Source organism: Bradyrhizobium neotropicale (genome assembly GCF_001641695.1).
In the GTDB taxonomy this organism is placed as follows: Bacteria; Pseudomonadota; Alphaproteobacteria; order Rhizobiales; family Xanthobacteraceae; genus Bradyrhizobium; species Bradyrhizobium neotropicale.
In genome coordinates this window covers 38,815-62,356 of sequence record NZ_LSEF01000059.1, presented here as the reverse complement: position 1 = coordinate 62,356, position 23,542 = coordinate 38,815, and the positions used below count along the sequence as shown (strand labels likewise).

Annotated in this window: 22 protein-coding genes and 2 pseudogenes; 11 read left to right on the top strand and 13 right to left on the bottom strand. The window is 64.2% G+C overall.

The window, feature by feature from the left end; translation table 11 throughout:
- Window positions 1-176: 176 nt before the first annotated feature.
- On the bottom strand, window positions 177-1,907 hold the full coding sequence (locus AXW67_RS19785) for a cation:proton antiporter (protein ID WP_063679203.1): 1,731 nt from the start codon (window positions 1,905-1,907) through the stop codon (window positions 177-179).
- A 67-nt stretch (window positions 1,908-1,974) separates the two neighbouring features.
- On the opposite strand from AXW67_RS19785, the gene AXW67_RS19780 reads away from it, so the two are divergent.
- Window positions 1,975-2,502, top strand: a complete 528-nt coding sequence (locus AXW67_RS19780; protein WP_027554276.1) for a DUF3124 domain-containing protein — start codon at window positions 1,975-1,977, stop codon at window positions 2,500-2,502.
- 88 nt (window positions 2,503-2,590) lie between these two features.
- Window positions 2,591-3,826 (top strand): aminotransferase-like domain-containing protein, encoded by a 1,236-nt coding sequence (locus AXW67_RS19775; RefSeq protein ID WP_063679202.1) that lies wholly within the window; start codon window positions 2,591-2,593, stop codon window positions 3,824-3,826.
- Between the two features lie 12 nt (window positions 3,827-3,838).
- Here AXW67_RS19775 and AXW67_RS19770 read toward each other — a convergent pair whose 3' ends face one another.
- Window positions 3,839-4,111 carry a helix-turn-helix domain-containing protein gene (locus AXW67_RS19770; protein WP_063679201.1) on the bottom strand — a complete coding sequence of 91 codons (273 nt, stop codon included), beginning with the start codon at window positions 4,109-4,111 and terminating at the stop codon, window positions 3,839-3,841.
- A gap of 155 nt (window positions 4,112-4,266) precedes the next feature.
- On the opposite strand from AXW67_RS19770, the gene AXW67_RS19765 reads away from it, so the two are divergent.
- Both AXW67_RS19765 and AXW67_RS19760 read left to right on the top strand, forming a co-directional pair.
- On the top strand, window positions 4,267-4,716 hold the full coding sequence (locus AXW67_RS19765) for a hypothetical protein (protein WP_245315646.1): 450 nt from the start codon (window positions 4,267-4,269) through the stop codon (window positions 4,714-4,716).
- Window positions 4,717-4,811: 95 nt separating this feature from the next.
- Window positions 4,812-5,036: a hypothetical protein gene (locus AXW67_RS19760; RefSeq protein ID WP_063679199.1), complete on the top strand. Its 225-nt coding sequence runs from the start codon at window positions 4,812-4,814 to the stop codon at window positions 5,034-5,036.
- A gap of 70 nt (window positions 5,037-5,106) precedes the next feature.
- Here AXW67_RS19760 and AXW67_RS19755 read toward each other — a convergent pair whose 3' ends face one another.
- The 8 genes and pseudogenes from AXW67_RS19755 to AXW67_RS19720 form a co-directional block, all read right to left on the bottom strand.
- Complete coding sequence (locus tag AXW67_RS19755; RefSeq protein ID WP_063679198.1) at window positions 5,107-5,925, bottom strand: aldo/keto reductase; 819 nt, start codon at window positions 5,923-5,925, stop codon at window positions 5,107-5,109.
- 190 nt (window positions 5,926-6,115) lie between these two features.
- Window positions 6,116-7,690, bottom strand: coding sequence for an alkaline phosphatase D family protein (locus AXW67_RS19750; protein ID WP_063679197.1), 1,575 nt, complete (start codon window positions 7,688-7,690; stop codon window positions 6,116-6,118).
- A 304-nt stretch (window positions 7,691-7,994) separates the two neighbouring features.
- Window positions 7,995-8,414 (bottom strand): hypothetical protein, encoded by a 420-nt coding sequence (locus AXW67_RS19745; protein ID WP_063679196.1) that lies wholly within the window; start codon window positions 8,412-8,414, stop codon window positions 7,995-7,997.
- Between the two features lie 107 nt (window positions 8,415-8,521).
- Entirely contained in the window at window positions 8,522-9,523 is a 1,002-nt protein-coding gene (locus tag AXW67_RS19740; protein ID WP_063679195.1) for an NAD(P)H-dependent flavin oxidoreductase, read from the bottom strand.
- Window positions 9,524-9,586: 63 nt separating this feature from the next.
- Entirely contained in the window at window positions 9,587-10,324 is a 738-nt protein-coding gene (locus AXW67_RS19735) for an SDR family oxidoreductase (RefSeq protein ID WP_027553705.1), read from the bottom strand.
- A 237-nt stretch (window positions 10,325-10,561) separates the two neighbouring features.
- Complete coding sequence (locus AXW67_RS19730) at window positions 10,562-12,181, bottom strand: DHA2 family efflux MFS transporter permease subunit (RefSeq protein WP_063679194.1); 1,620 nt, start codon at window positions 12,179-12,181, stop codon at window positions 10,562-10,564.
- Window positions 12,178-13,338, bottom strand: coding sequence for an HlyD family secretion protein (locus tag AXW67_RS19725; RefSeq protein WP_063679251.1), 1,161 nt, complete (start codon window positions 13,336-13,338; stop codon window positions 12,178-12,180). Before AXW67_RS19725 ends, AXW67_RS19730 begins: the two co-directional genes overlap by 4 nt.
- A 359-nt stretch (window positions 13,339-13,697) precedes the next feature.
- Window positions 13,698-14,068, bottom strand: a pseudogene (locus AXW67_RS19720) (PRC-barrel domain-containing protein).
- A 144-nt stretch (window positions 14,069-14,212) separates the two neighbouring features.
- Between AXW67_RS19720 and AXW67_RS19715 the strand changes: the two are divergent.
- The 5 genes and pseudogenes from AXW67_RS19715 (at window position 14,213) to AXW67_RS19695 (ending at window position 16,613) form a co-directional block, all read left to right on the top strand.
- Window positions 14,213-14,440, top strand: a complete 228-nt coding sequence (locus tag AXW67_RS19715) for a hypothetical protein (RefSeq protein WP_063679193.1) — start codon at window positions 14,213-14,215, stop codon at window positions 14,438-14,440.
- Between the two features lie 40 nt (window positions 14,441-14,480).
- Complete coding sequence (locus tag AXW67_RS19710) at window positions 14,481-15,065, top strand: phosphatase PAP2 family protein (protein WP_063679192.1); 585 nt, start codon at window positions 14,481-14,483, stop codon at window positions 15,063-15,065.
- Window positions 15,062-15,409, top strand: a complete 348-nt coding sequence (locus AXW67_RS19705) for a DUF3147 family protein (protein WP_063679191.1) — start codon at window positions 15,062-15,064, stop codon at window positions 15,407-15,409. The genes AXW67_RS19710 and AXW67_RS19705 overlap by 4 nt, the downstream gene beginning before the upstream one ends.
- Window positions 15,409-15,843: pseudogene (locus tag AXW67_RS19700) on the top strand (DUF3147 family protein); the annotation flags it as partial. The gene AXW67_RS19705 and the pseudogene AXW67_RS19700, both read left to right, overlap by 1 nt.
- Before the next feature lie 527 nt (window positions 15,844-16,370).
- Window positions 16,371-16,613, top strand: coding sequence for a hypothetical protein (locus tag AXW67_RS19695; protein ID WP_027553712.1), 243 nt, complete (start codon window positions 16,371-16,373; stop codon window positions 16,611-16,613).
- A gap of 132 nt (window positions 16,614-16,745) precedes the next feature.
- Here AXW67_RS19695 and AXW67_RS19690 read toward each other — a convergent pair whose 3' ends face one another.
- Both AXW67_RS19690 and AXW67_RS19685 read right to left on the bottom strand, forming a co-directional pair.
- Window positions 16,746-16,952 carry a hypothetical protein gene (locus AXW67_RS19690; RefSeq protein WP_027553713.1) on the bottom strand — a complete coding sequence of 69 codons (207 nt, stop codon included), beginning with the start codon at window positions 16,950-16,952 and terminating at the stop codon, window positions 16,746-16,748.
- Window positions 16,953-17,292: 340 nt separating this feature from the next.
- Complete coding sequence (locus AXW67_RS19685) at window positions 17,293-17,487, bottom strand: hypothetical protein (protein WP_063679190.1); 195 nt, start codon at window positions 17,485-17,487, stop codon at window positions 17,293-17,295.
- A gap of 97 nt (window positions 17,488-17,584) precedes the next feature.
- Between AXW67_RS19685 and AXW67_RS19680 the strand changes: the two genes are divergently transcribed.
- On the top strand, window positions 17,585-18,097 hold the full coding sequence (locus AXW67_RS19680; protein WP_063679189.1) for a DUF4142 domain-containing protein: 513 nt from the start codon (window positions 17,585-17,587) through the stop codon (window positions 18,095-18,097).
- A gap of 5 nt (window positions 18,098-18,102) precedes the next feature.
- On the opposite strand, the gene AXW67_RS19675 is transcribed toward AXW67_RS19680, so the two are convergent.
- Window positions 18,103-18,399, bottom strand: coding sequence for a hypothetical protein (locus AXW67_RS19675; protein WP_063679188.1), 297 nt, complete (start codon window positions 18,397-18,399; stop codon window positions 18,103-18,105).
- Window positions 18,400-18,673: 274 nt separating this feature from the next.
- Here AXW67_RS19675 and AXW67_RS19670 point away from each other — a divergent pair.
- Window positions 18,674-23,542: HAMP domain-containing protein (locus AXW67_RS19670; RefSeq protein WP_245315636.1), on the top strand; the 4,869-nt coding region annotated here is incomplete at its 3' end.

Sequence of the window (23,542 nt, the reverse complement as noted above, 5' to 3'; positions counted from 1 at the left end):
TTCCCAATCTCTATCGGTTATGGCCGGAGGCTTAGCCGGACTTGGGCCGGCGCGCTAGTGTCCTGGGCGCAACCACATATGCCCGGCGGCTGGCCTGCTTACGGGGTTTCAGGTTTGCACCGAAGATACCAGCGATATAGGCGCGGTCCGGTCAGGCGGAAGATGCCCGGATGCCCTCAGGGCAGCACTTCGCGCCGCTCGCTCAGCCGCAGGTCGAGCTCCGCCCGCTTGTCGGCCAGGAGACCGGCCTGGGCGGCCTCGATCACCGTGAACAGCTCATGGGCGTCGCCGAGCCGGGTCACCGTGACATAGCTGGCGCCCGCCGTGTAGAGCTCGCCGACATCAGCCAGCAGGTCGGCCGTCGCGACGATCAGGGCATTCGGGTTGAGCGCGCGGACGTGGCGAACCAGCTTCTCGTTGGTGGCGCCCTTCAGGAGCGAATCCGGCACGCTGAGGATGATCATCTCGGACTTGCCGACGCCGGCATGAACCAGCGTATCGACGTTGCTGATGTCGCCATAGATCACGTGCAGGCCGCGCGAGAGCAGGGTCTGATACACATTGGGGTTGAAATCAACGACCGTGATCTGCTCCAGCAACACGGGCGCCTGACGCTCGATCTCCGCCAGCAACGCGCTCGCCGCACGGAAAAAGCCGAGGATGACGATGCGGCGGGCCTCGCCATGGCCGCCCTCGTCCCCCTCCTCGGCATGGCCGTTGCCATGGTCGAGGTCGCGCAGGCCGATCCGCTTGAGGGGCCCGATCGCCCAGCGCGTGATCTCGTCGCTGCGCACCATCACGAAAGTCGAGAGCACGGCCAGCACCACGAAGGCAAAGGAAGCCGCGTTCGCCGTCTGCGGCGCGATGTGGTGGTCGGCGACGCCGGTCTGGATCACCACGAGCGAGAACTCGGAGATCTGCGCGAGGTTGATGGCCGGCAACAAGCTGGCTCGCAACCCCTGCTTCATCAGATAGAGGGGCGCGAAGGTGGTGACGACGCGGCTCACCACCGTGAAGGCCGCAATCATCAAGGCGAGCCCGATGACGGAGAGGCCCGGCACCGGAATGGTCATGCCGAGGGCGACGAAGAACAGCGTGATGAAGAAGTCCCGCAAGGTCGTGACCTTGGCCGTGACGTCGAGCGCATAGGGGAAGGTCGACAGCGAGACGCCGGCGATCAGGGCGCCCATCTCGCGTGACAGCGACAGCCGCTCGGCGGTCTCGGCGACCAGAAAGCACCAGGCGAGCGCACCGAGCAGGATCAGCTCGGGCCGGCGGGCGATCTGGTGGAACAGCCGCGGCAGCACGTAGCGGCTGACCAGCAGCGCCGCTGCAACCAGCACCGCGACGCGGCCGATCGAGAGCAGGATGACGCTGACCTGCAGATTGGCGAGGCTCGGCTGCACCGCCAGGAACAGGATGGCGAAGATGTCCTGGAGCACCATAACGCCGAGCGTGATGCGGCCAGGCAGCGTGTCGAGCTCGCGCTTCTCGTAGAGCACCTTGACGATGATGACGGTGCTGGAGAGCGCGCAGGCGACGCAGAGATAGAGCGCATCGAAGTGCCCGCCGCCGAGCGACAGGCCGATGCCGACGAAGAACAGGATGCCGAGCAGGCAGCCGCCGAGGAGCTGGCCCCCGGCCGCGAACAGGATCACTCGCCCTGCCCGCACGATCTTCTTCAGGTCGATCTCGAGCCCGATCATGAACAGCATGAAGATCAGGCCGAGCTCGGAGATGACGCTTATCGATTCCTGCGACTTGACCCAGCCGGCGCCGAATGGACCTATGCAGAAGCCGGCGATAAGGTAGGCCAGGATCAGCGGTTGCCGGGAGAAATGGGCGAGCAAGCCCAGCATCCAGGCAAACAGAATACAGAGAGTGATGTCGCGAATGAGTTCGTGCATGCCAAATTGGTCCGTTTTGCCGCACCCTAGAGACGGGTTGCGGCGCGGCAAGCGAGCAATTCGTCACATGCAGGCGGCGCTTGCCGCTGCAATGCTGCTATGTCCGCTCGCCTCGATGCCATCCGCGGTCGCGCAGCCCAAGGTCAATATCGAGCAGGGCTTTGTCGATTCGCTCACCACGCTGCCGAAGGAGGAACTTGCGGTTTCCGGCGGCTTCTATGTGCCGGCCTATTCCAGCGTCGCGATGAGCCAGGGCAAGCTGCGCGTCGACTTCTCGGTGACACTCAGCGTCCACAACGCGTCCGAGACCCAGCCGCTAGTCGTCAGACGCATCGCCTATTTCGACACTACAGGCAAGCAGGTCGAGAGCTATCTGAAGGCACCGGTCGCACTGAAACCGCTCGCCACCGTCTCGATCTTCATTCCGACCGACGATGTGCGCGGCGGCACCGGAGCCAACTTCATCGTCGACTGGGCCGCCACGGGCGAAATCGCCGAGCCGGTGGTCGAAGCCCTGATGGTTGGCGGCGTCGCCAACGCGCATTACGCTTTCATCAGCCAGGGCCGTCCGACTCGGACGGCCGGCAAGAAGTAAGACCGTCCGACCCGGACGGTCGGCAAGAAGTAACCGGCCAGCCGGTGCAATGCCGGCCGGCTCAACAAGAACAGAACGAGGAACGCCCATGACGTCCAGCTTCGATTTCGCGCCCCTGTTTCCGCCGGGGTTGCCGGCCCCCACTGCGCGCTGGACGGGCCTTGCCAAATACAGCTTCGTCGGCGGCAACAATGATTCCGAGCAGGTGCCCGTCGATCGGCTGATCGAAGCGGTCGACGCGGTGTTGCGGCGCGAGGGCCGGACGCTCGCGACCTACGGCCTGGCGCACGGGCCGCAAGGCTATTTGCCGCTCCGCGAATTCCTCGTCGCAAAACTCAAGCGCGATGCCGGCATCGCTTGCACTGTCGACGATCTCCTGATTGTCTCCGGCTCGCTGCAGGCGCTAGACCTCGTCAACCACACGCTGCTGGCACGCGGTGACACCGTGATCGTCGAACAGGAGACTTATCAGGGCTCGCTCAACCGCCTGACCCGGCTCGGGGTCAACACCATCGGCATCCCCCTCGACGAAGACGGCATGCGCATGGACGTGCTGGCGACGACGTTGGCCGATTTGAAGAGCCGCGGCATCCGGCCGAAATACATCTACACCATCCCGACCGTGCAGAACCCGACCGGCAGCATCATGCCGGAGAGCCGGCGTGCCGAACTGCTGCGGCTATCGGCCGAATACGGCGTGCCGATCTTCGAGGATGATTGCTACGCCGACCTCGTCTGGTCCGGAGAGCGCCCGCCGGCGATCTACGCGATGAGCCCCAAGGGCGGGGTGATCCACATCGGCTCGTTCTCGAAATCGATCGCACCGGCGCTGCGCGTCGGCTTCATCGTCGCCCCCTGGGAGGTGATGTCGCGGATGCTGTCGTTGAAGACGGATGCCGGCTCCGGCGCGCTGGAGCAGATGGTGCTCGCCGAATATTGCAGGCCGCATTTCGCAACCCACGTGCCGGCGCTGACGAAAGCGCTGCGCACCAAGCTCGATACGCTGATGGAAGCCCTGAACGAGCAGTTCGGGACGGCCGCGGAATTCGAGGAACCGAAGGGCGGCATCTTCCTGTGGGTGAAACTGCCCGATCAGGTCGATACGCTGAAACTATACCAGGCCGCGCTTGCCGCGGGGGTCTCGATCAATCCGGGCCCGGAATGGTCGACCAACAAGGGCCATTCGAGCCCGCGCCTGCGGCTATGCTTTGCCAGCCCGACGCATCAGCAGATCCGCGAGGGCGTCGCCGTTTTGGCCGAGGTCTGCCGCAAGGAGTTCGGCGTACCCTCGCGCAGCGCCAATGTGGAGAAGGCGCGCGCCTAGATGGCTCGACGATCAGGCCGCCTGCGGCTGACTGCCGTGTATAGCGGAGGCCAGCCGCAGCAACAGCACGATCGACACGTTGCCCTTGCCCGCCTCGATCTGGGCGATATAGCGCTCGGAAATCCCCGACCTGCGGGCAAGTTCGCGGCGCGACAGCGCGCAGCGCAGGCGCGAGGACCGCAACCGGTCGCCGAGCTCGGCCAGGAACGCGGTCTCGGAATAAGGCGGCGCGGCGCAGCCTCCCGGCAGCACATCGCCCGCGAATTCGACGACTTCATCCAGCATTGATCTATCCACGATCACCCTCCGGAAGCTCGATATTACCTGAGGGCCGGACCGCCTCATTGACGCGGATCAAATTGGCGAAGGGTTGATGGACTGCCTGGGTGAGAATGCTAGACTTCGGGCTCGATCGAGGGGCGGGGCTTTCTTTGGACATGATGCGTTGCTTGAGCCGCTGGACTGCAGCCGCGCTGCTGTGCGCTGCGCTGACATCTGGAGCCGGCGCCGAGACGCTGGCGACGACGGTCGAGCAATGGGGCCTGCTCGGCTCATGGTCGGTCGACTGCGCGCTGCCGCCCGGCCGCGACAGGGGTGCGGTGCTGACTTACGAGATCAGACCCGACGGCCGGGTGATGTACCGGCGCAATTTCGGCGAGGCCAAGGATGACAGCGAGGTCGTGGCCGCCTCGATCAATGCGGAGGGCCTGCTCAATCTGATGGTGTTCTTCCCATCGCTGCATCAGACGCGTGAGTTCGGGCTGCTGCTGTCCAAGGATGGCGACCTGCGCGCGATCTACAATCGCAGCGAACGCGGTGACTACACCATCAGGGACGGCAAATACGTCAAGACCGGCGCGCCGACGCCTGCGCAGCATCGCTGCGATTAGCCACCTGAACATCCGTTCAGAATTCTCCCGCAGCTCCTCCGGAACGTTCGCGCGCAAGCGCAGTTCTCATTTGCGTTCAACTGGAGGAGGACATCATGAAGAAGCTTGGCTACGTCGTCGCGGCTCTCGGTGCGCTTGCGATCGTGGCGCCGACGCTGGCGAGTGCCGAGACGGTGGTGATCAAGCGCCATCATCACGGCCCTTACGGCGCCCGGGCCGAATTCCGCGAGCATCGCGACTACGGCATGCATCGCGGCTGGCGCCATCACGGCGACAACGTCGTGGTGATCAAGCGCGGCCATCGCCACATGGACTACTAATGCGCAACGTGGAAATGGCCCCATGAGGGGCCATTTCTTTGCATGTCCGAAACGTCAGGCACGGACACACCTAATCCCAGGCCGGCGCGAAAGCTGGATCGACGCAGCGAATGTTCTTCGGCATCGCGGCGATCTTCCTGCGGTCGGCATCGTCGAGTGTGATCTTCAGCGCATCAAGATTGGCCTCTTGGCTCTCGCGCCGCGACGCCTTCGGGATCGCAGCGACGCCATCCTGATCGACGAGCCATTTCAGCGCCACCTGCGCGGCAGTCGCGTTGTGCTTCGCGCCGATCTCGCTCAGCACCGGATCTGTGGCGAAGCGCCCCTGCGCCAGCGGGCAATAGGCGACCAGCGGAATCGACTTGGCCGCGAGATAGGCCAACACCTTCGATTGATCGAGCATCGCGTGATATTCGACCTGGTTGCAGGCGATCGGAGCCTTGATGTCCTCGATGGCGGTCTTGAGCAGCGCGGTGGGGAAATTGGCGACGCCGATGGCCCGCGTGCACCCCTCCTCCTTCAGCTCCATCAGCGCCTCGAACACCGCGCCCCAGTTCGCGGCTTTGGACGGCCAATGCACGAGATAAAGGTCGACATGGTCGAGTCGGAGTTTTTTCAGGCTGGCGTCGAAGGCACGGTGAATCGCGTCGGGCTTTAGGTTCTCGTACCAGACTTTGGTCGTAACATGCAGCTCGCCGCGCGGCACGCGGGAAGCCGCAATCGCCGCGCCGATCGCCTCCTCATTGGCGTACATCTCGGCGGTGTCGATATGGCGATAGCCGAGTGACAGCGCACTCTCGACCGCGGCAAGGCAGGCATCGCCCTCCATGCGGAAGGTGCCGAGGCCTAGCTTGGGCAGGCTGATGCCCTGGGTCTTCAGATTATCCATGAAAAGCTCCTGACGTATTCCGCCGAACGCGCGGCGGCGCCGCGTGAGCAGACTCTTCGGTGATGGAAAAGAGGTGGCGGGAGCGAATACTATAGCGCGGCGGCCGCGAGGCGGCCAATCAAGATCGGGTTAGGAGCTTCCCCAACGTCTTGCCCGGGCCGTGACGCTCGTGGTGATAGCTCCCCGTCCCTTACGAATGCTGCGCCACCACGGCCGGACGTGGTTGCGGGTGCGGCACGATGTCCACTGACCAGAGGTCGCGGTTGTCGACATCCTTCAGCGTCACGGTCATCACCGCAGTCTCGCCATCGATGTCGACGCGGCCGAAGAACTGTAGTCCGAAGCAGGGCGCAAGATTCTCGCCCTGCGCCTCGCTGCATCCGTTCTGGTACATCGCGACTGGGCCAAAGGTGTTGTCGAGCTCGCCCGGGCCCCAGGTCCCGGCGTGCAGGGGGCCGGAGACGAACTCCCAGAACGGCTCGAAATCGCTGAACTGCGCCTTGTTCGGATCATAGTAATGCGCGGCGGTGTAGTGCATGTCGGCGGTGAGCCAGACGACGTTGCGAACACCGGCGCGCTTGATGGACGCGAGAAGGTCGGCAATCTCATGCTCGCGCCGATCAGGCGCGCCATCGCCGAGTGCGACCGCGTCTAGGCTGATCAGGCCGATCGGCAGGTCGGCCGCGATCACCTTCCAGGTCGCGCGCGAAGCGGCGAGCTCCCGCTTCAGCCAGGCGAGCTGCTCGGCGCCAAGAATCCAGCCGCGATGGTCATCACCCTTGTTCCAGGTGCCATCGCGAAAGCTGCGCATGTCGATCATGAAGACGTCGAGCAGCGGGCCGTAAGCAATGCGTCGATAGACCCGGCGCAGCGGCGTCCCGATATCGCGGATCGGCATGAAGTCGAAGAAGGCGCGGCGTGCGCGCGCGACCAGGCGCGGCGTGCCATCGGCCTCATAGCCGGCTGCGTCGTAGCTGCCGGTCGGGGACCAGTCGTTGGTGACCTCGTGATCGTCCCACTGCGCGAACATCGGCACCTCGGCATGGAAGGCACGAAAATGCTCGTCGAGGTGATTGTATTTGTAGTTGCCGCGAAACTGCGCCAGCGTGTGCGCGACCTCTGACTTCTCTTCGGTCACAACGTTGCGCCAGAGCTCGCCGTTCGGCAGCTTCTGTTCGGAGGGGATGGTGCAGTCGGCATAGATGTGATCGCCGGAATGGATGAGGAAGTCCGGGCGATTGTCGAGCATAGTGCGGTAGCTGCGATAGCCGCCGCGCGACATATCGATGCCCCAGCCCTGCCCCGCCACGTCGCCGGACCACACGAATGAGACCGACTGGCCTGCGGCCGGCGCAGTTCGAAAATGGCCGATGCGGCTTTCGCCGGCAATGCCCGATGCAATGTCGTCGAAGCGCACACGGTAGAAGATGTCCTGCCCGGACGGCAGGTCATTCAGCAGGAGTTTTGAGGTGAAGTCGGCTTCGGGCAACGCATCGCCTGATGCCGTCGCAAGAATGGTCTTGAAGCTTTCGACGGTCGAATAGTCGACTTGCATCCGCGCAGGGCGATCGGCGCGCGCCCAGATCACGGCAGACCCGTCCGATACGTCCCCCGACTGGATGCCGCCCGCGATCTGCGGACGGTCGGCGGCGCGGCCGATGTAGGGGGTGGCGAGCGTGCCGAGCGAGGCAATGGCGAGAGTGGAGGCGGAGCGGTTCAGGAATTGTCGCCGGGTCCATGCGCGCGAAGCGCGGAGCGTTGCCATTCAGGAGACCTTCGTCGAATCGCGACGGAAGGTGCCTGCGCTCCTTGACTCCTATCCTTACGGTTTCTTGACTCCATGCCTACGGTTTTGCGACGCGCGGATGACGTGTCCGCCGGGCTGCAGCCGTGGCAAGAGTGCGCTCCCTCGCCCCGCTTGCGGGGAGAGGGGTGGGGTGAGGGGGAGTCTCCTCAGGGACGATGAGAGTTAGACTCACGGAGAGTCCCCCTCACCCGGAATTCAAGCTGCGCTTGAATTCCGACCTCTCCCCGCAAGCGGGGCGAGGTGAAGCAACATCGTCAACGCTCTAGCGCTTCCAGTTGCAGATGCCGCCGGAACGGCACGGCCAGGTCTGGATACGGGTGTCCATCGCCTGCGCGTCCAGCGGGTTGCCGTGACGCTGCGCGAGCTTGGTGCGCGCGGCGCCGCGTGGCTGGGCGCTCTTGGCGCGAGCGACCTTCGGCGCCGGCACGTGCACGCGCTCGGCCGCAACCTTCTTCGGTACGTCCATCGGTTCGATGCGCGCCTGCGCGTCATTGCCGCCACGGGCCTCGAGCGCGACCGGCGCGAACTGCGTCTCCGGCCCGAGCCGCTTCGGCGACAGCACGGCCTTGGATAGATCGAGGCCCAGATATTCGTCGGGCTTGTAGTCAGCGGCGCGCGAGATGCCACCCCACGCGAGCACGAGGGCGGCAGCTAGAGCAAAGTGAGCGCCTTTCAGGACCACGGACGCCTCCTGAAACTTGATTAATAGGGACAATTTATCCCTATTTAGGAGGCGCCTCGGGCAATTCCAGCGGCCAATTGCCGCCAGGGTTAAGACTGTACGGACGGTCAGGCGACCTTTCGCGCCGCACCGGTCCCGTCCAGGAACCCCAGCAGGCGGCTGCGGATGATGGTTTCCGCCTCGCCCATGATGCGATCGACGAGTTCCTTGCAGGACGGAACGTCATGGATCAGGCCCGCGACCATGCCGCAGCTCCAGGCGCCCGCATCCATCTCTCCGTCGATCATGACTTTCGGATAGATGCCCGCAACCTGGTCGTGGATATCGTCGATCTTGAGCTTGCCGCCCCTCTCACGCTCGATCTCCAGCAGGCGCTCAACATTGGCGTTCTTCAGCACGCGCTCGGTGTTGCGCAGCGCGCGCATGATCAAGCGGGTGTCGAGCTCGGTCGCAGCGACCAGCGCATTCTTCACGTTCTGATGCACCGGCGCTTCCTTGGTGGCGATGAAGCGCGTGCCCATGTTCATGCCGGACGCGCCCAGCGACAGCGCGGCGACGAGGCTGCGCCCGTCGGCCATGCCGCCCGAGGCGACGAAGGGGATCTTCAACTCCTCCGCCGCGCGCGGCAGCAGGATCATGTTCGGGATGTCGTCCTCGCCGGGATGACCGCCGCACTCGAAGCCGTCGACGCTGACAGCGTCGCAGCCGATCCGCTCGGCCTTGAGCGAGTGGCGCACCGAGGTGCATTTGTGGATCACCTTGATGCCGGCCGCCTTCATCGCCGGCATGTACTGCTCAGGGCTGCGGCCCGCGGTCTCAACGATCCTCACCCCGCCCTCGACGATGGCCGCGATGTACTCCGGATAAGGCGGCGCCGAGAAGGTTGGCAGAAACGTGAGGTTCACGCCGAACGGCTTGTCGGTCATGTCGCGGCAGCGCGCGATCTCCTTGGCGAGCAGCTCCGGTGTCTTCTGCGTGAGCCCGGTGATGATGCCGAGCCCGCCGGCATTGGAGACGGCGGAGGCCAGCTCGGCAAAGCCGACGAAATGCATGCCGCCCTGGATGATCGGATGCTCGATGCCAAACAGTTCGGTGATCGCGGTCTTCACGTAGTGGCCTCCCGGAGTTTTGGTTCGCGTTCGGATCAGTCTAGCCGGACTTTTGCGCCGCGGTCACCACTTCTCTCCGAACGGCCGGATCTCCATCTCGAAGGTCCAGGCGCTCTTCGGCTGCTGATAGAGCTGCCAATAGGCGTCCGCGACCGAAGATGGCGGCATCAGGAGATCGGGATTGTCGAGCGCCTCCTTGCCCCAGAGCTGCTCTCGGCGCTCCCGAACCCAAGCCGTATCGACGCCGGAGTCGATGATGAGATGCGCGACGTGGATGTTCTTCGGTCCCAGTTCGCGCGCCATCGCCTGCGCTACCGCACGCAAGCCGAACTTGGCGCTGGCGAACGCGGCAAAGCCGCTGCCGCCGCGCAAGGACGCTGTCGCGCCGGTGAAGAAGATGTTGCCGCCGCCCCGCGGCAGCATCAGCCGCGCGGCTTCGCGGCCGGCAAGGAAGCCGGAATAGCAGGCCATCTCCCAAACTTTTCGAAACACGCGCTCGGTGGTATCGAGGATCGGGAAATTGACGTTGGCGCCGATGTTGAAGATGCAGACCTCGAGCGGCGCGTGCTTGTCGGCGTCGTTGAGGAAGGAGATGATCTCCTCCTCCTTGCGCGCATCGAGTGAGCGCGCGTGGATCTCGCCGCCGGCGGCCTCGATATCCTTGACCAGCGGCGCGAGCTTGTCGCCGTTGCGGCGGCCGGCGAAGATGGAAAAGCCCTCGGCGGCAAACTTCTTGGCAATCTCGGCACCGATGTAGTCGCCGGCGCCAATGACGGCGGCTGTGGCGTTTCGCTTGGGCAACGTCGCCTCCTCCGGTGAATGCCGCGACGCTAGGATCAACGTCGCGCGCAGGCTGTGTGATTGAACGGGATGCTATAGTTCTAAAACAGAACTGTCAAATTTTGGAACCAGATACCATGCGGATCGCGAAATCTCCCTTATCCTTCAAGTTAGTTCCTTTTTCAGACTAACTAATGCTCCGGGGAGATCCGACATTTCCGGTGTCGTCCTGGCGAAAGTCAGGACGACGTTGGGGCCTCAATGCCCCCGCGCCGGCGCGCGCAGGTCGATTGGTCGCAGCACCGCGGCAGTCGGGATCATCAGCACCGCGATGATGGCCAGCGTCCAGAAAACGTCGATATAGGCGAGAAGGTCGACCTGCTGCTGCAAGGTCTTGCCGACCCAGGCGATCGCCTGTGACGCGGCGTCCGTCGCATTTGAGCCTTGCGCCTCGAAGAAGCGCGTCATCGCGTCGATGCTCTGCTGATAGCCGATATCGGACGGCGCGGCGTGCTCGATCAGCCGGCTTTGATGGAATTGCTGGCGCTGCGCCAAAATCGTCTGCGCCAGCGCCACGCCCATCGACCCGCCGATGTTGCGGGCGACGTTGATCAGCGCGGAGGCCTGGTTGGTCTTGTCCGGCGGCACGCCGTCGTAGGATGCCGTCGTCACCGGCAGGAACAGGAACGGCAGGCCCATCGCCAGGAAGATGCGCGCCATGGCCGCATAGCCGTAGGTGATGTCGCCGGTGAGCCCGGTGAGATGCCACATCGACAAGGCGACCATCGCGGCACCCGCCATGATGAGATATTTCGGTTGCACCACGCTCACGAGCCGCCCGACGACCGGCATCAACACCAGCGTCGCGACGCCGCCGGGCGACAGCGCAAGACCGGCGAGCATCGCCGTATAGCCGAGCTCGGTTTGCAGAAGCTGCGGGATGAGCTGGGTCGTCGAGATCAGCACCGCGCCGGTGCCGAGCATGACCAGGAAGCAGGCGCCGAACTGCCGCCGGCCAAGCAGGCGGATGTCGACGATGGGATCCTCGCGCGTCAGCTCCCACGGGATCAGCGCGATCAGGGATACGGCCGCGAGCAGCGTGAAGGCCACGATCATGTTCGAGCCGAACCAGTCGTTGCGCTGGCCTTCGTCGAGCACGAATTCGAGCGAGCCAAGGCCGATCGCGACCAGCAGGAAGCCGACATAGTCGACGCGCAGGCCCTTGCTCAGGAGCTCCGCCCTCTCCTCTTCCGCACCCGACGGCTCCTTGACCAGCGTGCCGACCAGAAACAGCGAGATCAGGCCCATCGGCACGTTGATCAGAAACACCCAGTGCCAGGAATAGGTGTCCGTGATCCAACCGCCGAGCGTCGGACCGATCACCGGTGCGACCACGACGGCGACGCCGTAGATGGCGAAAGCCTGCCCGCGCTTGTGGGGCGGAAAGGAGTCGGCGAGGATCGCCTGCTCGCTGGTCGCCATGCCGCCGCCGCCGAGGCCCTGAAGAATGCGGAACAGCACCAGCGCCTCGAGATTCCAGGCGAAGCCGCACAAGAGCGAAGCGACCGAGAAGGTCGCCACGCACATCATGTAGAAGCGCTTGCGGCCGATCACGGTCGACAGCCACCCGGAGATCGACAGCACAATGGCGTTGGCGACGAGATAGCTGGTGATGACATAGGTGCTCTCGTCGAGGCCGACGGCGAGCCCGCCGGCGATGTGGCGCAGCGCCACGTTGGCGATCGTGGTGTCGAGCACCTCCATGAAAGTCGCGATCGAGACAACGAAAGCTATCAGATAAGGATTGTGCCCTCCGGCCGCCGAACGTTCCGGCGACCAGCCGCCGGCGGAGGCACCGCCTTGCGCGATGTCAGTCATCGTGCCTTGGTCCAGGGCACGACCGACATGCCTGGGCCGATCGGCAGATCGGACGGCCAGTTGTCGACCACGATCTTCACGGGCACACGCTGCACCACCTTGACGTAGTTGCCCGTGGCGTTCTCCGCCGGCAGCAGGCTGAACGCGGTACCCGAGCCGGGCTGCACGGAATCGACATGACCGGTCAGCTTGCGGCCGGGATAGGCATCGATGCGGATCTCGACCGGCTGGCCCGGCCGCATGTCGCTGAGCTGAGTTTCCTTGTAGTTGGCGACGATCCAGACCTCGTCAGGCACAAACATCATCAGGCTCTGCCCCGCCGTGACGAAGGTGCCCTTGGCGCCGTTGAGCTTGACGACGCGGCCGGACTGCGCGGCAACGACGTCGGTGTATTGCAGATTCAGCCTGGCCTGATCGAACTGCGCCTGCGATTGCTGGAGCTGGGCCTTCACGCCCTCAAGCTGCGCCTGAAGCGTCTTGATGCCGACTTCCGCCGCGGTCACGGCGGTCTTCGCGCGCTCGGTATTGGCCTGTTGCGCCCCGAGATCGGAGCGGGTCTGCTGCTGACGCTGCACGGTGCCGGCGCCCTTCTCGACGAGGTCCTCGGCGCGCAAAAACTCTTCCTGCGAGAATTGGAGTTGGGCCTGCGCCTGTTCAAGCTGGGCCTTCGCCTGCTTGATCTGCTCCTGCTGTGAATCGATCTGTGCCTCGACATTGGCGATGTTCGCCTTCGAGACTTCCACCTGTGCCGCGGCTTGGTCGACGGCGATCTTGTAGTCGCGCTCATCGATCCTGGCGAGGAGATCACCGGCATTGACATGCTGGTTGTCCGTAACCGGAACATCAATCACGTAGCCGCCGACCTTCGAGGCCACGGAAAAACTGCGCGCCGCGACGAAGGCGTCGTCAGTTGATTCATAGTGGCGGGTCTGGAGCCAGTAGACGAGACCGCCGACCAGCGCGGCGAGCAGCACGATGGCGCCGACCGTGGTCAGCAGCCAGTGCTCGCGAAACCGGTCGCGCAGCGACGGCGTTTTCGCTTGCTCTTGCGACCGGTCCGCGCCCTCGCGGGTCTTGTCGGGCGAGTTATTCGGAGCGTCCTTCGTCCGCTGCGGCTGCTCCGCGGACGGCCCGCGTTCCCGGGTTTGAGCATCCACGATGAGCACCTTTATCGGGGATTGAGCCGGCGCCAACTTCGCGCGCACCGGACCTAACCGCAGCGGGGAAACATCGTTCCGGCGCCTGGAGCACCGCAGGCATTCGTGAATGCCTTGCTCACAAGAAAGGCGCGGCATTCCAAACGCCGTGCCTTCACCATCAACGCGCGAGTGTCAGTGCGTGTTCGTCTCATGCCATTTTTCAAGATCCGGCTTCGCCTCGCCGGACCTCTGCTCTTTCTCCGGCTTCTCCTTGAGGGCTTCTTCGTCTGGGAGTGAGATCCCCAATCGTTCTGCTGTCGCGGATCGTCGTTGGGCCGTTCCTTGCTCATCAGATTCTCGCTCTCAACTCTAAGGCGCTATGCGACGGGAACAGCGTAATAGGCATTGATGCCGCGCAGCGCAGCGTCATCGGCCCAGTTCCAGTCGCTTCGCTCACCATATTTCGGTGCGCCTTCCAGGGCCTTGGCGGTGATCCCGGTGACGTAGCCGCCGAGCTCGGTGTCGTATTTCAGCGACTGCCAGGGCAAGGGATAGTGATCATTGCCAAGGCCCAGAAAACCACCGAAGCCAAGCACGGCGTAGGACACCCTGCCGCTGATCTTGTCGATCATAACGCGCTCGATCGAACCGATCCTATTGCGATCGGACCATAGACCGATGTTCCCTCGACCTTGTCGCTCCCGATCAAGCGGCCCGTCTCTTTTTGGTCCAGTTCGCGTTGGTCCATCGTTTCAATGCTCCGCTCGGTCAATCTATGGGCCAACAGGATATGCGCTCGATCGTTCCGGGAACACGTTCCGCGCTCGGCAGGAACATAGCTGGAAACGAGCGGTTCTTGCAGTTTCAAGGTGGGAAACGAATGAGGTGAACCATGAGCGACTTCCGCGATATCCAGCACGGCGTCAACGACCCCGTCGACGGCGTCGATGTGAAGCGGCACTTCAACGACAACAAGACACCGCATGAGCGGGCGCAACGCCACGCCGACGCGCGCGCCGAGCCCACAGCCTTGCGGAGCGAGCCGTTTCTCCCGGAGGGACTTCGGCGCAAGCCGACCGATCCGATCAACCCGCGCACCGGTCGCAACCCGACGGACTAGGCGTTACTGCCAAGGAAGATAGCTCGCCGAGCCTGGATCGATGGCACTCGTAACGATCAAACCCACGCGGATCGATACTGCGATCGCGCATGAGATCGCGGATCATACCAATTCGAAGCTCGAACGGACCGCCGAGACGTTGACCTGGGGCGCGGACGAGCATGTGCTGCTCGCGCTGGCGGCCGCGGGTTGGCTTTACGTCCAGTTCCAGCGTCCCGAAGAGCGTCCCGTTGCAAATCACATCCTGACGGTTTCGCTGGCAACGGCAGTGCTGCCGCACGTGCTGAAATCCGTGTTCGATCAGACCAGGCCGGATCGGCTCACGATTCGCGGCCATCGGCGCGGAGTCCCCTTCTCCGGTCGACCCAACGATGCGTTTCCCTCCGGCCACGCCGTACACATGGGTGCGCTCGCCTCGGCGGCCGGTCTGCTCCCGACGGGGCCGCGCCGCCTGGTGCGCTCCGTCGCGGTGCTGCTGTCGTTGACGCGCGTCGCGTTGCTCGCGCACTGGGCGAGCGACGTGGTCGCCGGCTTCTCACTCGGTGTCTTGGTCGAGAGGCTGCTCCGACCGCCGACGCTGACGAGACCGCGCCGCAGTCGCCTCACGTCGCGGACAAGGCCTTGACCGAGTATCTCCTGCGCTTCATTGCTGGCGGCATGATCGCCTCCGCCTTCGCAATCCTGGGCGATATGCTGCGGCCCAAGAGCTTCGCGGGACTCCTGGGCGCCGCGCCCTCGGTCGCATTGGTAACCCTTGGCATCGCCGTCGTGCAGCACGGCCCGAGCTACGCCGCGGCTGAAAGCTGGACGATGATCTACGGCGCGGTAGCGCTCGGCTGCTACAGCGTCGTCGTTTGCCATTTGCTGATGAGATCTCGTCTCCCGGCGCTCCCCGCCACCATCGCCGCCCTCGCTGCATGGCTTGCGATCGCCTTCGGTCTGCTCGCCGGTTTCGGAGGCGCCGCCTGATGCTGATCAAGCTGTCATTGACCGCACTGAAACAGACGTACTGGTACGAATACGGCATTCGCTTCGCGCTCGGCGGGCTGGCGACGGTCCTCACCGGCGCGGTCGGTGCGCGATTCGGCGTGTCGGTTGGCGGGCTCTTCCTCGCGCTTCCCGCCATCTTCTGCGTCAGCGCGACACTGATCGAAAGCCACGAGCGGCGCGCGAAGGAGAAGGCCGGACTCAGCGGGCGCCGCCGCGGACAGGAGGCGGCAGCGCTCGATGCCGCCGGCGCGGCGCTCGGCAGCATCGGTCTCGTCGCATTCGCAGCCGTCTTTCATGTTACCGTGACGGCGAGCGTCGTCGGCGCCTTCATTGCTGCGCTGGTGACGTGGGCCATCATTTCGGTGTCGGCTTGGTGGATCAGGCGAAAGCTTCGTACCGTATTCAATCATCCGCGCGGGCACCGGCCGCGATCAGCGGACAACCCCAGCCTCTTCCCGTACCGACAGGAATTCATGCATCTCGGCGGCTGCCTGAAGCTGCTCGATCCGCGTCGCCACAGCGTCACGTTCACTGCCATCAGGCAGGCGTGTCAGTTCGTGCTCGAGCCGTCGCCTCTGCGCCGCGAGACGCTGTTCGAATGTGTGCGGTTCAGATCGTCTTCTCATCGCGTGTCCTTGGTGGCTGCAGGCCGGGACTGTTGGCCCAGCGCTCCAATTGCTCGATGACCTTCCGATGGCTTTCGCGTAGCGGCTTCGGCGCTTCGGGTTCTTCGGAAAGTTTGCGAGGTAACCTGACTTCGTCCGTCATGGCCTCTCTCCCTTTCCAATAGAATGCGCAATCGCGCGAGTCGTTTCAATGTAACTTATTGATTTTATTTGGTATTTTTGCTCATTTGCCAAATTTGTCGAGTTCTGAGGAACCCTGGCTAAGTTGAATCGTTGAGCAAACTACTCAACTTGCACATTTTGCGTGATTGACCATGAACGACCTTCGCGCCGAGCGGCTTCAAGTGATGCTCTCGCCGGAAGAGCTGGCCGCCGTAGACGATTTCCGGTTCAAACACCGTATGCCGACCCGCGCGGCAGCCGTGCGCGAGCTGCTCAAGCTCGGCCTTGCCGCCGCGGGCGTGGATGCAGGCGCCGGAGTCAAGTCGAGCAATTTTGGCGTCTTCGGTCGCGGACCCGGGGGGCACATCCAGGGGAACTCCGACACTGAGGATTGATTCCTTGGCCCCACAAGCAAGCGGCCCCGGCACGGGAGTGCCAGGGCCCTTGGAGATTGCTTCCGGCGCACCGGGGGCATGACAGCCGGAAGCAATCAGTCGACTCTCGGTTCGTAAATTCGTTCCTCGCAGTTAGCCGGTCGGCGCGTCGCCGGAATCATCGGGCGCCATGCCGGAGCCCGGCGTCTTGCTGTTGTCGTTGAGCTTGGGGTCGCGCGTCGCCTCGCGCGATGGTGAGCCCTTTGGATTCGACTTATGCACGGTCTGCGCACGCTGCTTGTCGCGCGGCTGGTCCTCCGCCCGCTTGTCCCTCACGATGCCATGGTCGGAATGCGCCATGATGCTCCCTCGCTTTTGCTGATGTCCTGCAGCGCCTACGCGCCGGAGCGTCGAATGTTCCGACAGGCGCTGCGAGAGCAAGCGCGAGACTAACTATGCGCTGCGTGCAGCGACGAAGGCGTATGCGCCAAATGGACCTGGCGGACTGTCGTTACCGTCGCGAATGCGACCGAGACGCCGAAGGCGAGAACGAGCGAGAGAAGAGCCAGACGTGGAGCCATCGGAAAACCCTCCTTCTGGAGTCAAAAATCAACGCGATCGACCGGTCCCGAATGATTGTCGATTTGTCGCCGTCATTCCGTGCGCGGTCTCACACGCAGATTCACCAAAGCGAGAGCGGTCAGGCGTCCTGCTTTCGAGGAACGCGGACCGTTACAGGCGGAATCTCGCCATCGAGCCAATCCTGCTCTTCGGCCAGCTCCATCCAGGCCTCCGCCATGCGCGAATAGCGCTTATAGGCGGGTCGCCCTTGAGCGCGCTCGGCGAGCTGCAGGCAGTTCTCAGCGTTATCCCTGAAAATGTCAGATTGCTTCATGAAAGGGACGTGGGCACGGAACCCGTGTTCCGCAACCGTCCCTTTCCAGATCGTAACGCTTGCCGGAACTTCGCGCGGGATAGGTCATTGCAAATCCATGCGAAGTCTCGTCGCGATAGTCCTGCTGCTGATCAGCACCACGGCGTTTGCCGACAGTACCGGCGAGCGGATGCGCGGCAATCCTACGCCGACCGCAACGGATGTCATCAGCGGCCTCTACGCATTCAGCCGCTTCCAGCACGGCCTGCTGGAAAGCACCGATCTGAAAGGCAATGCAGAGGTCAAGAACCTCGCCGCCCTGCGCGCCGAGGAGGCGGCCAAGCGCGACAGAACCCTGAAGGACATTCAGCAGGCAATCGGCGCCGAGACACGCGTCGGCAAGAGGACGCTGGCCGGCGCAAGCCTGGCCCAGCCCGAAAATTCGGACGGACCCGCCTATGTCAGAAGCTTCTACGCGGCCCAGATCCCCGAATACGAATCTGCCGTCGCCCTGCTTGAGCGCTATCTGCTCGCGCCCGACAATGCTGCGCTTGCAACCTTCGCCCGCGAGCACCTGCCCATCCTGCGTTCACAACTCAGGAACGCCGAGCACACCATGGCGGACAAGTAGCGGATCTACTTGTCTTGTGGATGATGCTGCTGGCTCTCCGGCCGCACCGTGCGGTCGCTCTCGGGCATCTTGTCCCGACCCCGATCGCCATTGTCGTCCTTGCCGCCGGAGGTCGAGGTGCCGCTGCCGCTTCGGCTTGGCCTGGTCGCCGCTCCCGTGGTCGGGGACTCCGCGCGGGGGGTCGCAGAGCTTGCGGCGGGATCGCCGGTCGCGGCCCCGCGTCCGCTGGGCGCGCCGCCCTGTGCGAGCGCTGGTCCGGCGGCAAACATCGTTACCACAAGGACTGCAAGTCCGGCTTTCATATGAGCTCTCCCTCTTCCTGCGGACTAACAGCAGCCGCCGGTCCTCCGTTCCGAAACCGGCGGCCGGATGCGGACCCGTCCGAGGGCCGAACTTTGTTGGAACCGGAAAGGAACCAATTGCGCGAACAGCCGTTTATTTGGCCGGGCTGAGCGAGGCAGGTTCCATTTTCTTGGGCCGCAAGGTTGCCGCTTGATTTGGAATTTGGCTGACGTTCTATTTCGGATGCTGCGTTTTGACCGGATTCGGTGGCGCAACCTGCGGGGGGAGTTGAGAATGAGCGACCTTGATCCCGGACCTTCACGATCCGGCCGTCGCATCCCGAAACGAACCACCAACGGCACATCAGAGCCCGATTCCCGGCAGGAATTGCTGCTCGTGCTGCAAGCCATGCGCAGTGGCGATTTTTCCGTGCGGATGAGCGGCGACTATCTCGGCATCGACGGCAAGATCGCCGACACTTTTAATGAAATCATCGCCGCCAACCAGCGCATGGCGCAGCAGCTCGAGCTGGTCGGGCAAGTGGTGGGACGCGAAGGCAAGACCCGCCAGCGCGTGAAATTCGGTCTCGCCAGCGGCTCCTGGGCCGACATGGAAGGCTCGGTCAATACGCTGATCGATGACCTGTTGTGGCCGACGCGCGAGGTGACGCGGGCGGTCGCCGCGGTCGCGCAAGGCGACCTGCTCCAGACCGTCAAGCTCGACGTCGACGGCCGCCCCCTGCGCGGCGAATTCTTGCAGTCGGCGACCATCGTCAACACCATGATCAAGCAGCTCGGCGTGTTCACCTCCGAGGTGACGCGCGTCGCGCGCGAGGTCGGCACCGAAGGCAAGCTCGGCGGCCAGGCCCAAGTGCCGGAGGTGACCGGCGTCTGGAAGGACCTGACCGAGAGCGTCAACTCGATGGCGAACAACCTGACCGACCAGGTTCGCAACATCGCCGAGGTGACGATCGCGGTTGCCAACGGCGACTTGTCCAAGAAGATCACCGTCGACGTCCGCGGCGAGATCCTTCAGCTCAAGGAAGCCATCAACACGATGGTGGACCAGCTGCGCTCCTTCGCCTCCGAAGTGACGCGCGTCGCCCGCGAGGTCGGCACTGACGGCAAGCTCGGCGGCCAGGCGATCGTGCCCGGCGTCGCCGGCACCTGGAAGGACCTCACCGACTCCGTGAACGCGATGTGCGGCAACCTGACCGCACAGGTGCGCAACATCGCCAACGTCACTACGGCCGTGGCGCGCGGCGACTTGTCCCGCAAGATCACCGTCGACGTGCGAGGCGAAATCCTGGAGCTGAAGGACACCATCAACACCATGGTGGACCAGCTCAACTCGTTTGCGTCGGAAGTAACGCGCGTCGCCCGCGAGGTCGGCACCGAAGGCAAGCTCGGCGGTCAGGCCCAGGTGCCGGGCGTCGCCGGCACCTGGAAGGACCTCACCGACAACGTCAACTTCATGGCGTCGAACCTGACCGCGCAGGTCCGCAACATCGCCGACGTCGCGACCGCAATCGCGGGCGGCGACCTCTCCAAGAAGATCACAGTGAACGTGTCGGGCGAGATCCTTCAGCTGAAGGAAACGCTGAACACGATGGTCGACCAGCTCAACGCCTTCGCCGGCGAAGTGACGCGCGTCGCCCGCGAGGTCGGCACCGAGGGACGGCTCGGCGGTCAGGCCAACGTGCTCGGCGTCGCCGGCACCTGGAAGGACCTCACCGAGAGCGTCAATTCGATGGCCTCGAACCTGACCGCGCAGGTCCGCAACATCGCCGAGGTGACGACCGCGGTCGCCGGCGGCGACTTGTCGAAGAAGATCACAGTGACCGTACGCGGCGAGATTCTGGAGCTGAAGGACACCATCAACACCATGGTGGACCAGCTCAACGCCTTCGCCGGCGAAGTGACGCGCGTCGCCCGCGAGGTCGGCACCGAAGGCAAGCTCGGTGGCCAGGCGCAGGTGCGTGGCGTCGCCGGTACCTGGAAAGACTTGACCGACTCGGTCAACTCGATGGCCTCCAACCTGACCGGCCAGGTCCGCAACATCGCCGAAGTCGCTACCGCCGTGGCCAAGGGCGACCTGTCCAAGAAGATCACGGTGAACGTGTCGGGCGAAATCCTTCAGCTGAAGGAAACGCTCAACACCATGGTCGACCAGCTCAACGCCTTCGCCGGCGAAGTGACGCGCGTCGCCCGCGAGGTCGGCACCGAAGGCAAGCTCGGCGGTCAGGCCGAAGTGCCCGGCGTCGCCGGCACCTGGAAGGATCTCACCGACAGCGTGAACTCGATGGCGGGCAACCTCACGGCCCAGGTCCGCAACATCTCCGAGGTCGCAACCGCCATCGCCGGCGGCGACCTGTCTCGCAAGATTACCGTCGACGTGCGCGGCGAGATCCTTCAGCTCAAGGACACGCTGAACACGATGGTCGACCAGCTCAACCGCTTTGCGGGCGAGGTGACGCGCGTGGCGCGCGAGGTCGGCACCGAAGGTCGTCTCGGCGGCCAGGCCAACGTGCCCGGCGTCGCCGGCACCTGGAAGGACCTCACCGACAGCGTGAACTCGATGGCGGGCAACCTCACCGCCCAGGTCCGCAACATCGCCGAAGTGACCACCGCCGTGGCGCGCGGCGACTTGTCGCGCAAGATTACCGTCGACGTGCGCGGTGAAATCCTCGAGCTGAAGAACACCATCAACACCATGGTGGACCAGCTCAACGGCTTCGCCGGCGAGGTGACGCGCGTCGCCCGTGAGGTCGGCACCGAAGGCAAGCTCGGCGGCCAGGCCGAGGTGCCCGGCGTCGCCGGCACCTGGAAGGACCTTACCGACAACGTCAACTTCATGGCCTCGAACCTTACGGCGCAGGTCCGCAACATCGCCGAGGTCGCGACCGCCATCGCCGGCGGCGACCTCTCCAAGAAAATCACCGTGGACGTGCGTGGCGAGATCCTTCTCTTGAAGGACACCCTGAACACCATGGTCGAGCAGCTCCGCTCCTTCGCCGCCGAAGTGACGCGCGTGGCGCGCGAGGTCGGCACCGAAGGCCGGCTCGGCGGTCAGGCCGTGGTGCCCGGCGTCGGCGGCACCTGGAAAGACCTCACCGACAACGTCAACCTGCTGGCTGCGAATCTCACCACACAGGTCCGCAACATCGCGGAGGTCACCACCGCCGTGGCGCGCGGCGACCTGTCGCGAAAAATTACCGTCGACGTGAAGGGCGAAATCCTCGAGCTGAAAAACACCATCAACACCATGGTGGACCAGCTCAACGCCTTCGCCGGCGAAGTCACGCGCGTCGCCCGCGAGGTCGGCACCGAGGGCAAGCTCGGCGGCCAGGCGCAGGTGCCGGGTGTCGCAGGCACCTGGAAGGACCTCACCGACACCGTGAACTTCATGGCGGCGAACCTGACCGAGCAGGTGCGCGGCATCGTCAAGGTCGTCACCGCGGTCGCCAACGGCGATCTCAAGCAGAATCTCACCGTGAAATCGAAGGGCGAGGTCGCAGCGCTCGGCGACACCATCAACAACATGACCGAGACGCTCGCGACCTTCGCCGACCAGGTGACGTCGGTGGCGCGCGAGGTCGGCGTCGAGGGCCGCCTCGGCGGTCAGGCCAACGTGCCCGGCGCCGCCGGCACCTGGAAGGATCTCACTGGCAACGTCAACCTGCTCGCGGCCAACCTTACTTCGCAGGTGCGCGCGATCGCGGAAGTGGCGACCGCCGTGACCAAGGGCGACCTGACGCGTTCGATCCAGGTCGACGCCCGCGGCGAGGTCGCGGAGCTGAAAGACAACATCAACACGATGATCACGAACCTCCGTCTCACGACGGACGTGAACACCGAGCAGGACTGGCTCAAGACCAACCTCGCCAAATTCACCAACATGCTCCAGGGCCAGCGCGATCTGGCCACCGTCGGCCGCCTCCTCTTGACCGAGCTGTCGCCGCTGGTGAACGCCCATACCGGCGTGATCTACCAGGTCGAGAACGAGGACAATCCGCAGCTCCTGCTGCTCGCCTCCTACGCCAGCGACGGCGTTTACCCGTATCAACGCGTACTGCAATTCGGCGAAGGCCTGATCGGCCAGTGCGGGCTCGACAAGCGGCAGCGCGTGGTCGCGGACATTCCGTCCGACGTGGTACAGATCAACTCGGCGCTGTTCCGCGTCGCGCCGAAGAACCTCGTCGTCCTGCCAATTCTGTTCGAAGGTCAGGTCAAGGCCGTCATCGAGCTCGCCTCGCTCGCCTCGTTCACGACCTCGCAGATGACGTTCCTGGAGCAGCTCACCGACTCCATCGGCATCGTGCTCAACTCGATCGAGGCGACGATGCAGACCGAAGGCCTGCTCAAGCAGTCGCAGCAGCTCGCCGGCGAGCTTCAGACCCAGCAGCGCGAGTTGCAGCAGACCAACGACCAGCTCGAGCAGAAGGCGCAGCAGCTCGCCGAGCGCAACGTCGAGGTCGAACGCAAGAACCAGGAAATCGAGCAGGCCCGCCGCGCGCTGGAGGAAAAGGCGACCGAGCTCGCGCTGACCTCGAAGTACAAGTCCGAGTTCCTCGCCAATATGAGCCACGAGCTGCGCACGCCGCTGAACTCGATCCTGATCCTCGGCCAGCAGCTCACCGACAATCCGGACGGCAACCTCTCGCCCAAGCAGGTCGAGTTCGCCCGCACCATCCACGGCGCCGGCACCGACCTGCTCAACCTCATCAGCGACATCCTCGATCTCTCCAAGATCGAGTCCGGCACGGTGACGGTCGACGCCGAGGAGATCCTGACCTCGAACCTGCTCGAGACCGTCGGGCGGCCGTTCCGCCACGAGGCGGAGAACCGCAACCTGTCGTTCAACATCGACGTCGATCCGAACCTCGCGCGCAGCATCGTCACCGATTCCAAGCGCCTGCAGCAGGTCTTGAAGAACCTGCTCTCCAACGCCTTCAAGTTCACCGCAGAAGGCGGCGTGCGGCTGAAGGTCGAGGGCGCACTCGGCGGCTGGAGCACGGATCATCCCGTGCTGAACACAGCGCCGGCCGTGATCGCCTTCGAGGTGACCGACACCGGCATCGGCATTCCTCCGGAGAAGCAGAAGCTGATCTTCGAGGCGTTCCAGCAGGCGGACGCCGGCACCAGCCGCAAATATGGCGGCACC

What these genes read in the sequence shown, in the direction of transcription:
- AXW67_RS19750 (WP_063679197.1), bottom strand. Translation starts at nt 7,690, where the DNA reads ATGGCAACGCTCCGCGCTTCGCGCGCATGGACCCGGCGACAATTCCTG.
- AXW67_RS19695 (WP_027553712.1), top strand. Translation starts at nt 16,371, where the DNA reads ATGAACGACCTTCGCGCCGAGCGGCTTCAAGTGATGCTCTCGCCGGAA.
- AXW67_RS19760 (WP_063679199.1), top strand. Translation starts at nt 4,812, where the DNA reads ATGAAGAAGCTTGGCTACGTCGTCGCGGCTCTCGGTGCGCTTGCGATC.
- AXW67_RS19770 (WP_063679201.1), bottom strand. Translation starts at nt 4,111, where the DNA reads ATGCTGGATGAAGTCGTCGAATTCGCGGGCGATGTGCTGCCGGGAGGC.
- AXW67_RS19710 (WP_063679192.1), top strand. Translation starts at nt 14,481, where the DNA reads ATGGCACTCGTAACGATCAAACCCACGCGGATCGATACTGCGATCGCG.
- AXW67_RS19780 (WP_027554276.1), top strand. Translation starts at nt 1,975, where the DNA reads ATGCAGGCGGCGCTTGCCGCTGCAATGCTGCTATGTCCGCTCGCCTCG.
- AXW67_RS19690 (WP_027553713.1), bottom strand. Translation starts at nt 16,952, where the DNA reads ATGGCGCATTCCGACCATGGCATCGTGAGGGACAAGCGGGCGGAGGAC.
- AXW67_RS19685 (WP_063679190.1), bottom strand. Translation starts at nt 17,487, where the DNA reads ATGAAGCAATCTGACATTTTCAGGGATAACGCTGAGAACTGCCTGCAG.
- AXW67_RS19715 (WP_063679193.1), top strand. Translation starts at nt 14,213, where the DNA reads ATGAGCGACTTCCGCGATATCCAGCACGGCGTCAACGACCCCGTCGAC.
- AXW67_RS19730 (WP_063679194.1), bottom strand. Translation starts at nt 12,181, where the DNA reads ATGACTGACATCGCGCAAGGCGGTGCCTCCGCCGGCGGCTGGTCGCCG.
- AXW67_RS19675 (WP_063679188.1), bottom strand. Translation starts at nt 18,399, where the DNA reads ATGAAAGCCGGACTTGCAGTCCTTGTGGTAACGATGTTTGCCGCCGGA.
- AXW67_RS19755 (WP_063679198.1), bottom strand. Translation starts at nt 5,925, where the DNA reads ATGGATAATCTGAAGACCCAGGGCATCAGCCTGCCCAAGCTAGGCCTC.
- AXW67_RS19775 (WP_063679202.1), top strand. Translation starts at nt 2,591, where the DNA reads ATGACGTCCAGCTTCGATTTCGCGCCCCTGTTTCCGCCGGGGTTGCCG.
- AXW67_RS19765 (WP_245315646.1), top strand. Translation starts at nt 4,267, where the DNA reads ATGCGTTGCTTGAGCCGCTGGACTGCAGCCGCGCTGCTGTGCGCTGCG.
- AXW67_RS19785 (WP_063679203.1), bottom strand. Translation starts at nt 1,907, where the DNA reads ATGCACGAACTCATTCGCGACATCACTCTCTGTATTCTGTTTGCCTGG.
- AXW67_RS19680 (WP_063679189.1), top strand. Translation starts at nt 17,585, where the DNA reads ATGCGAAGTCTCGTCGCGATAGTCCTGCTGCTGATCAGCACCACGGCG.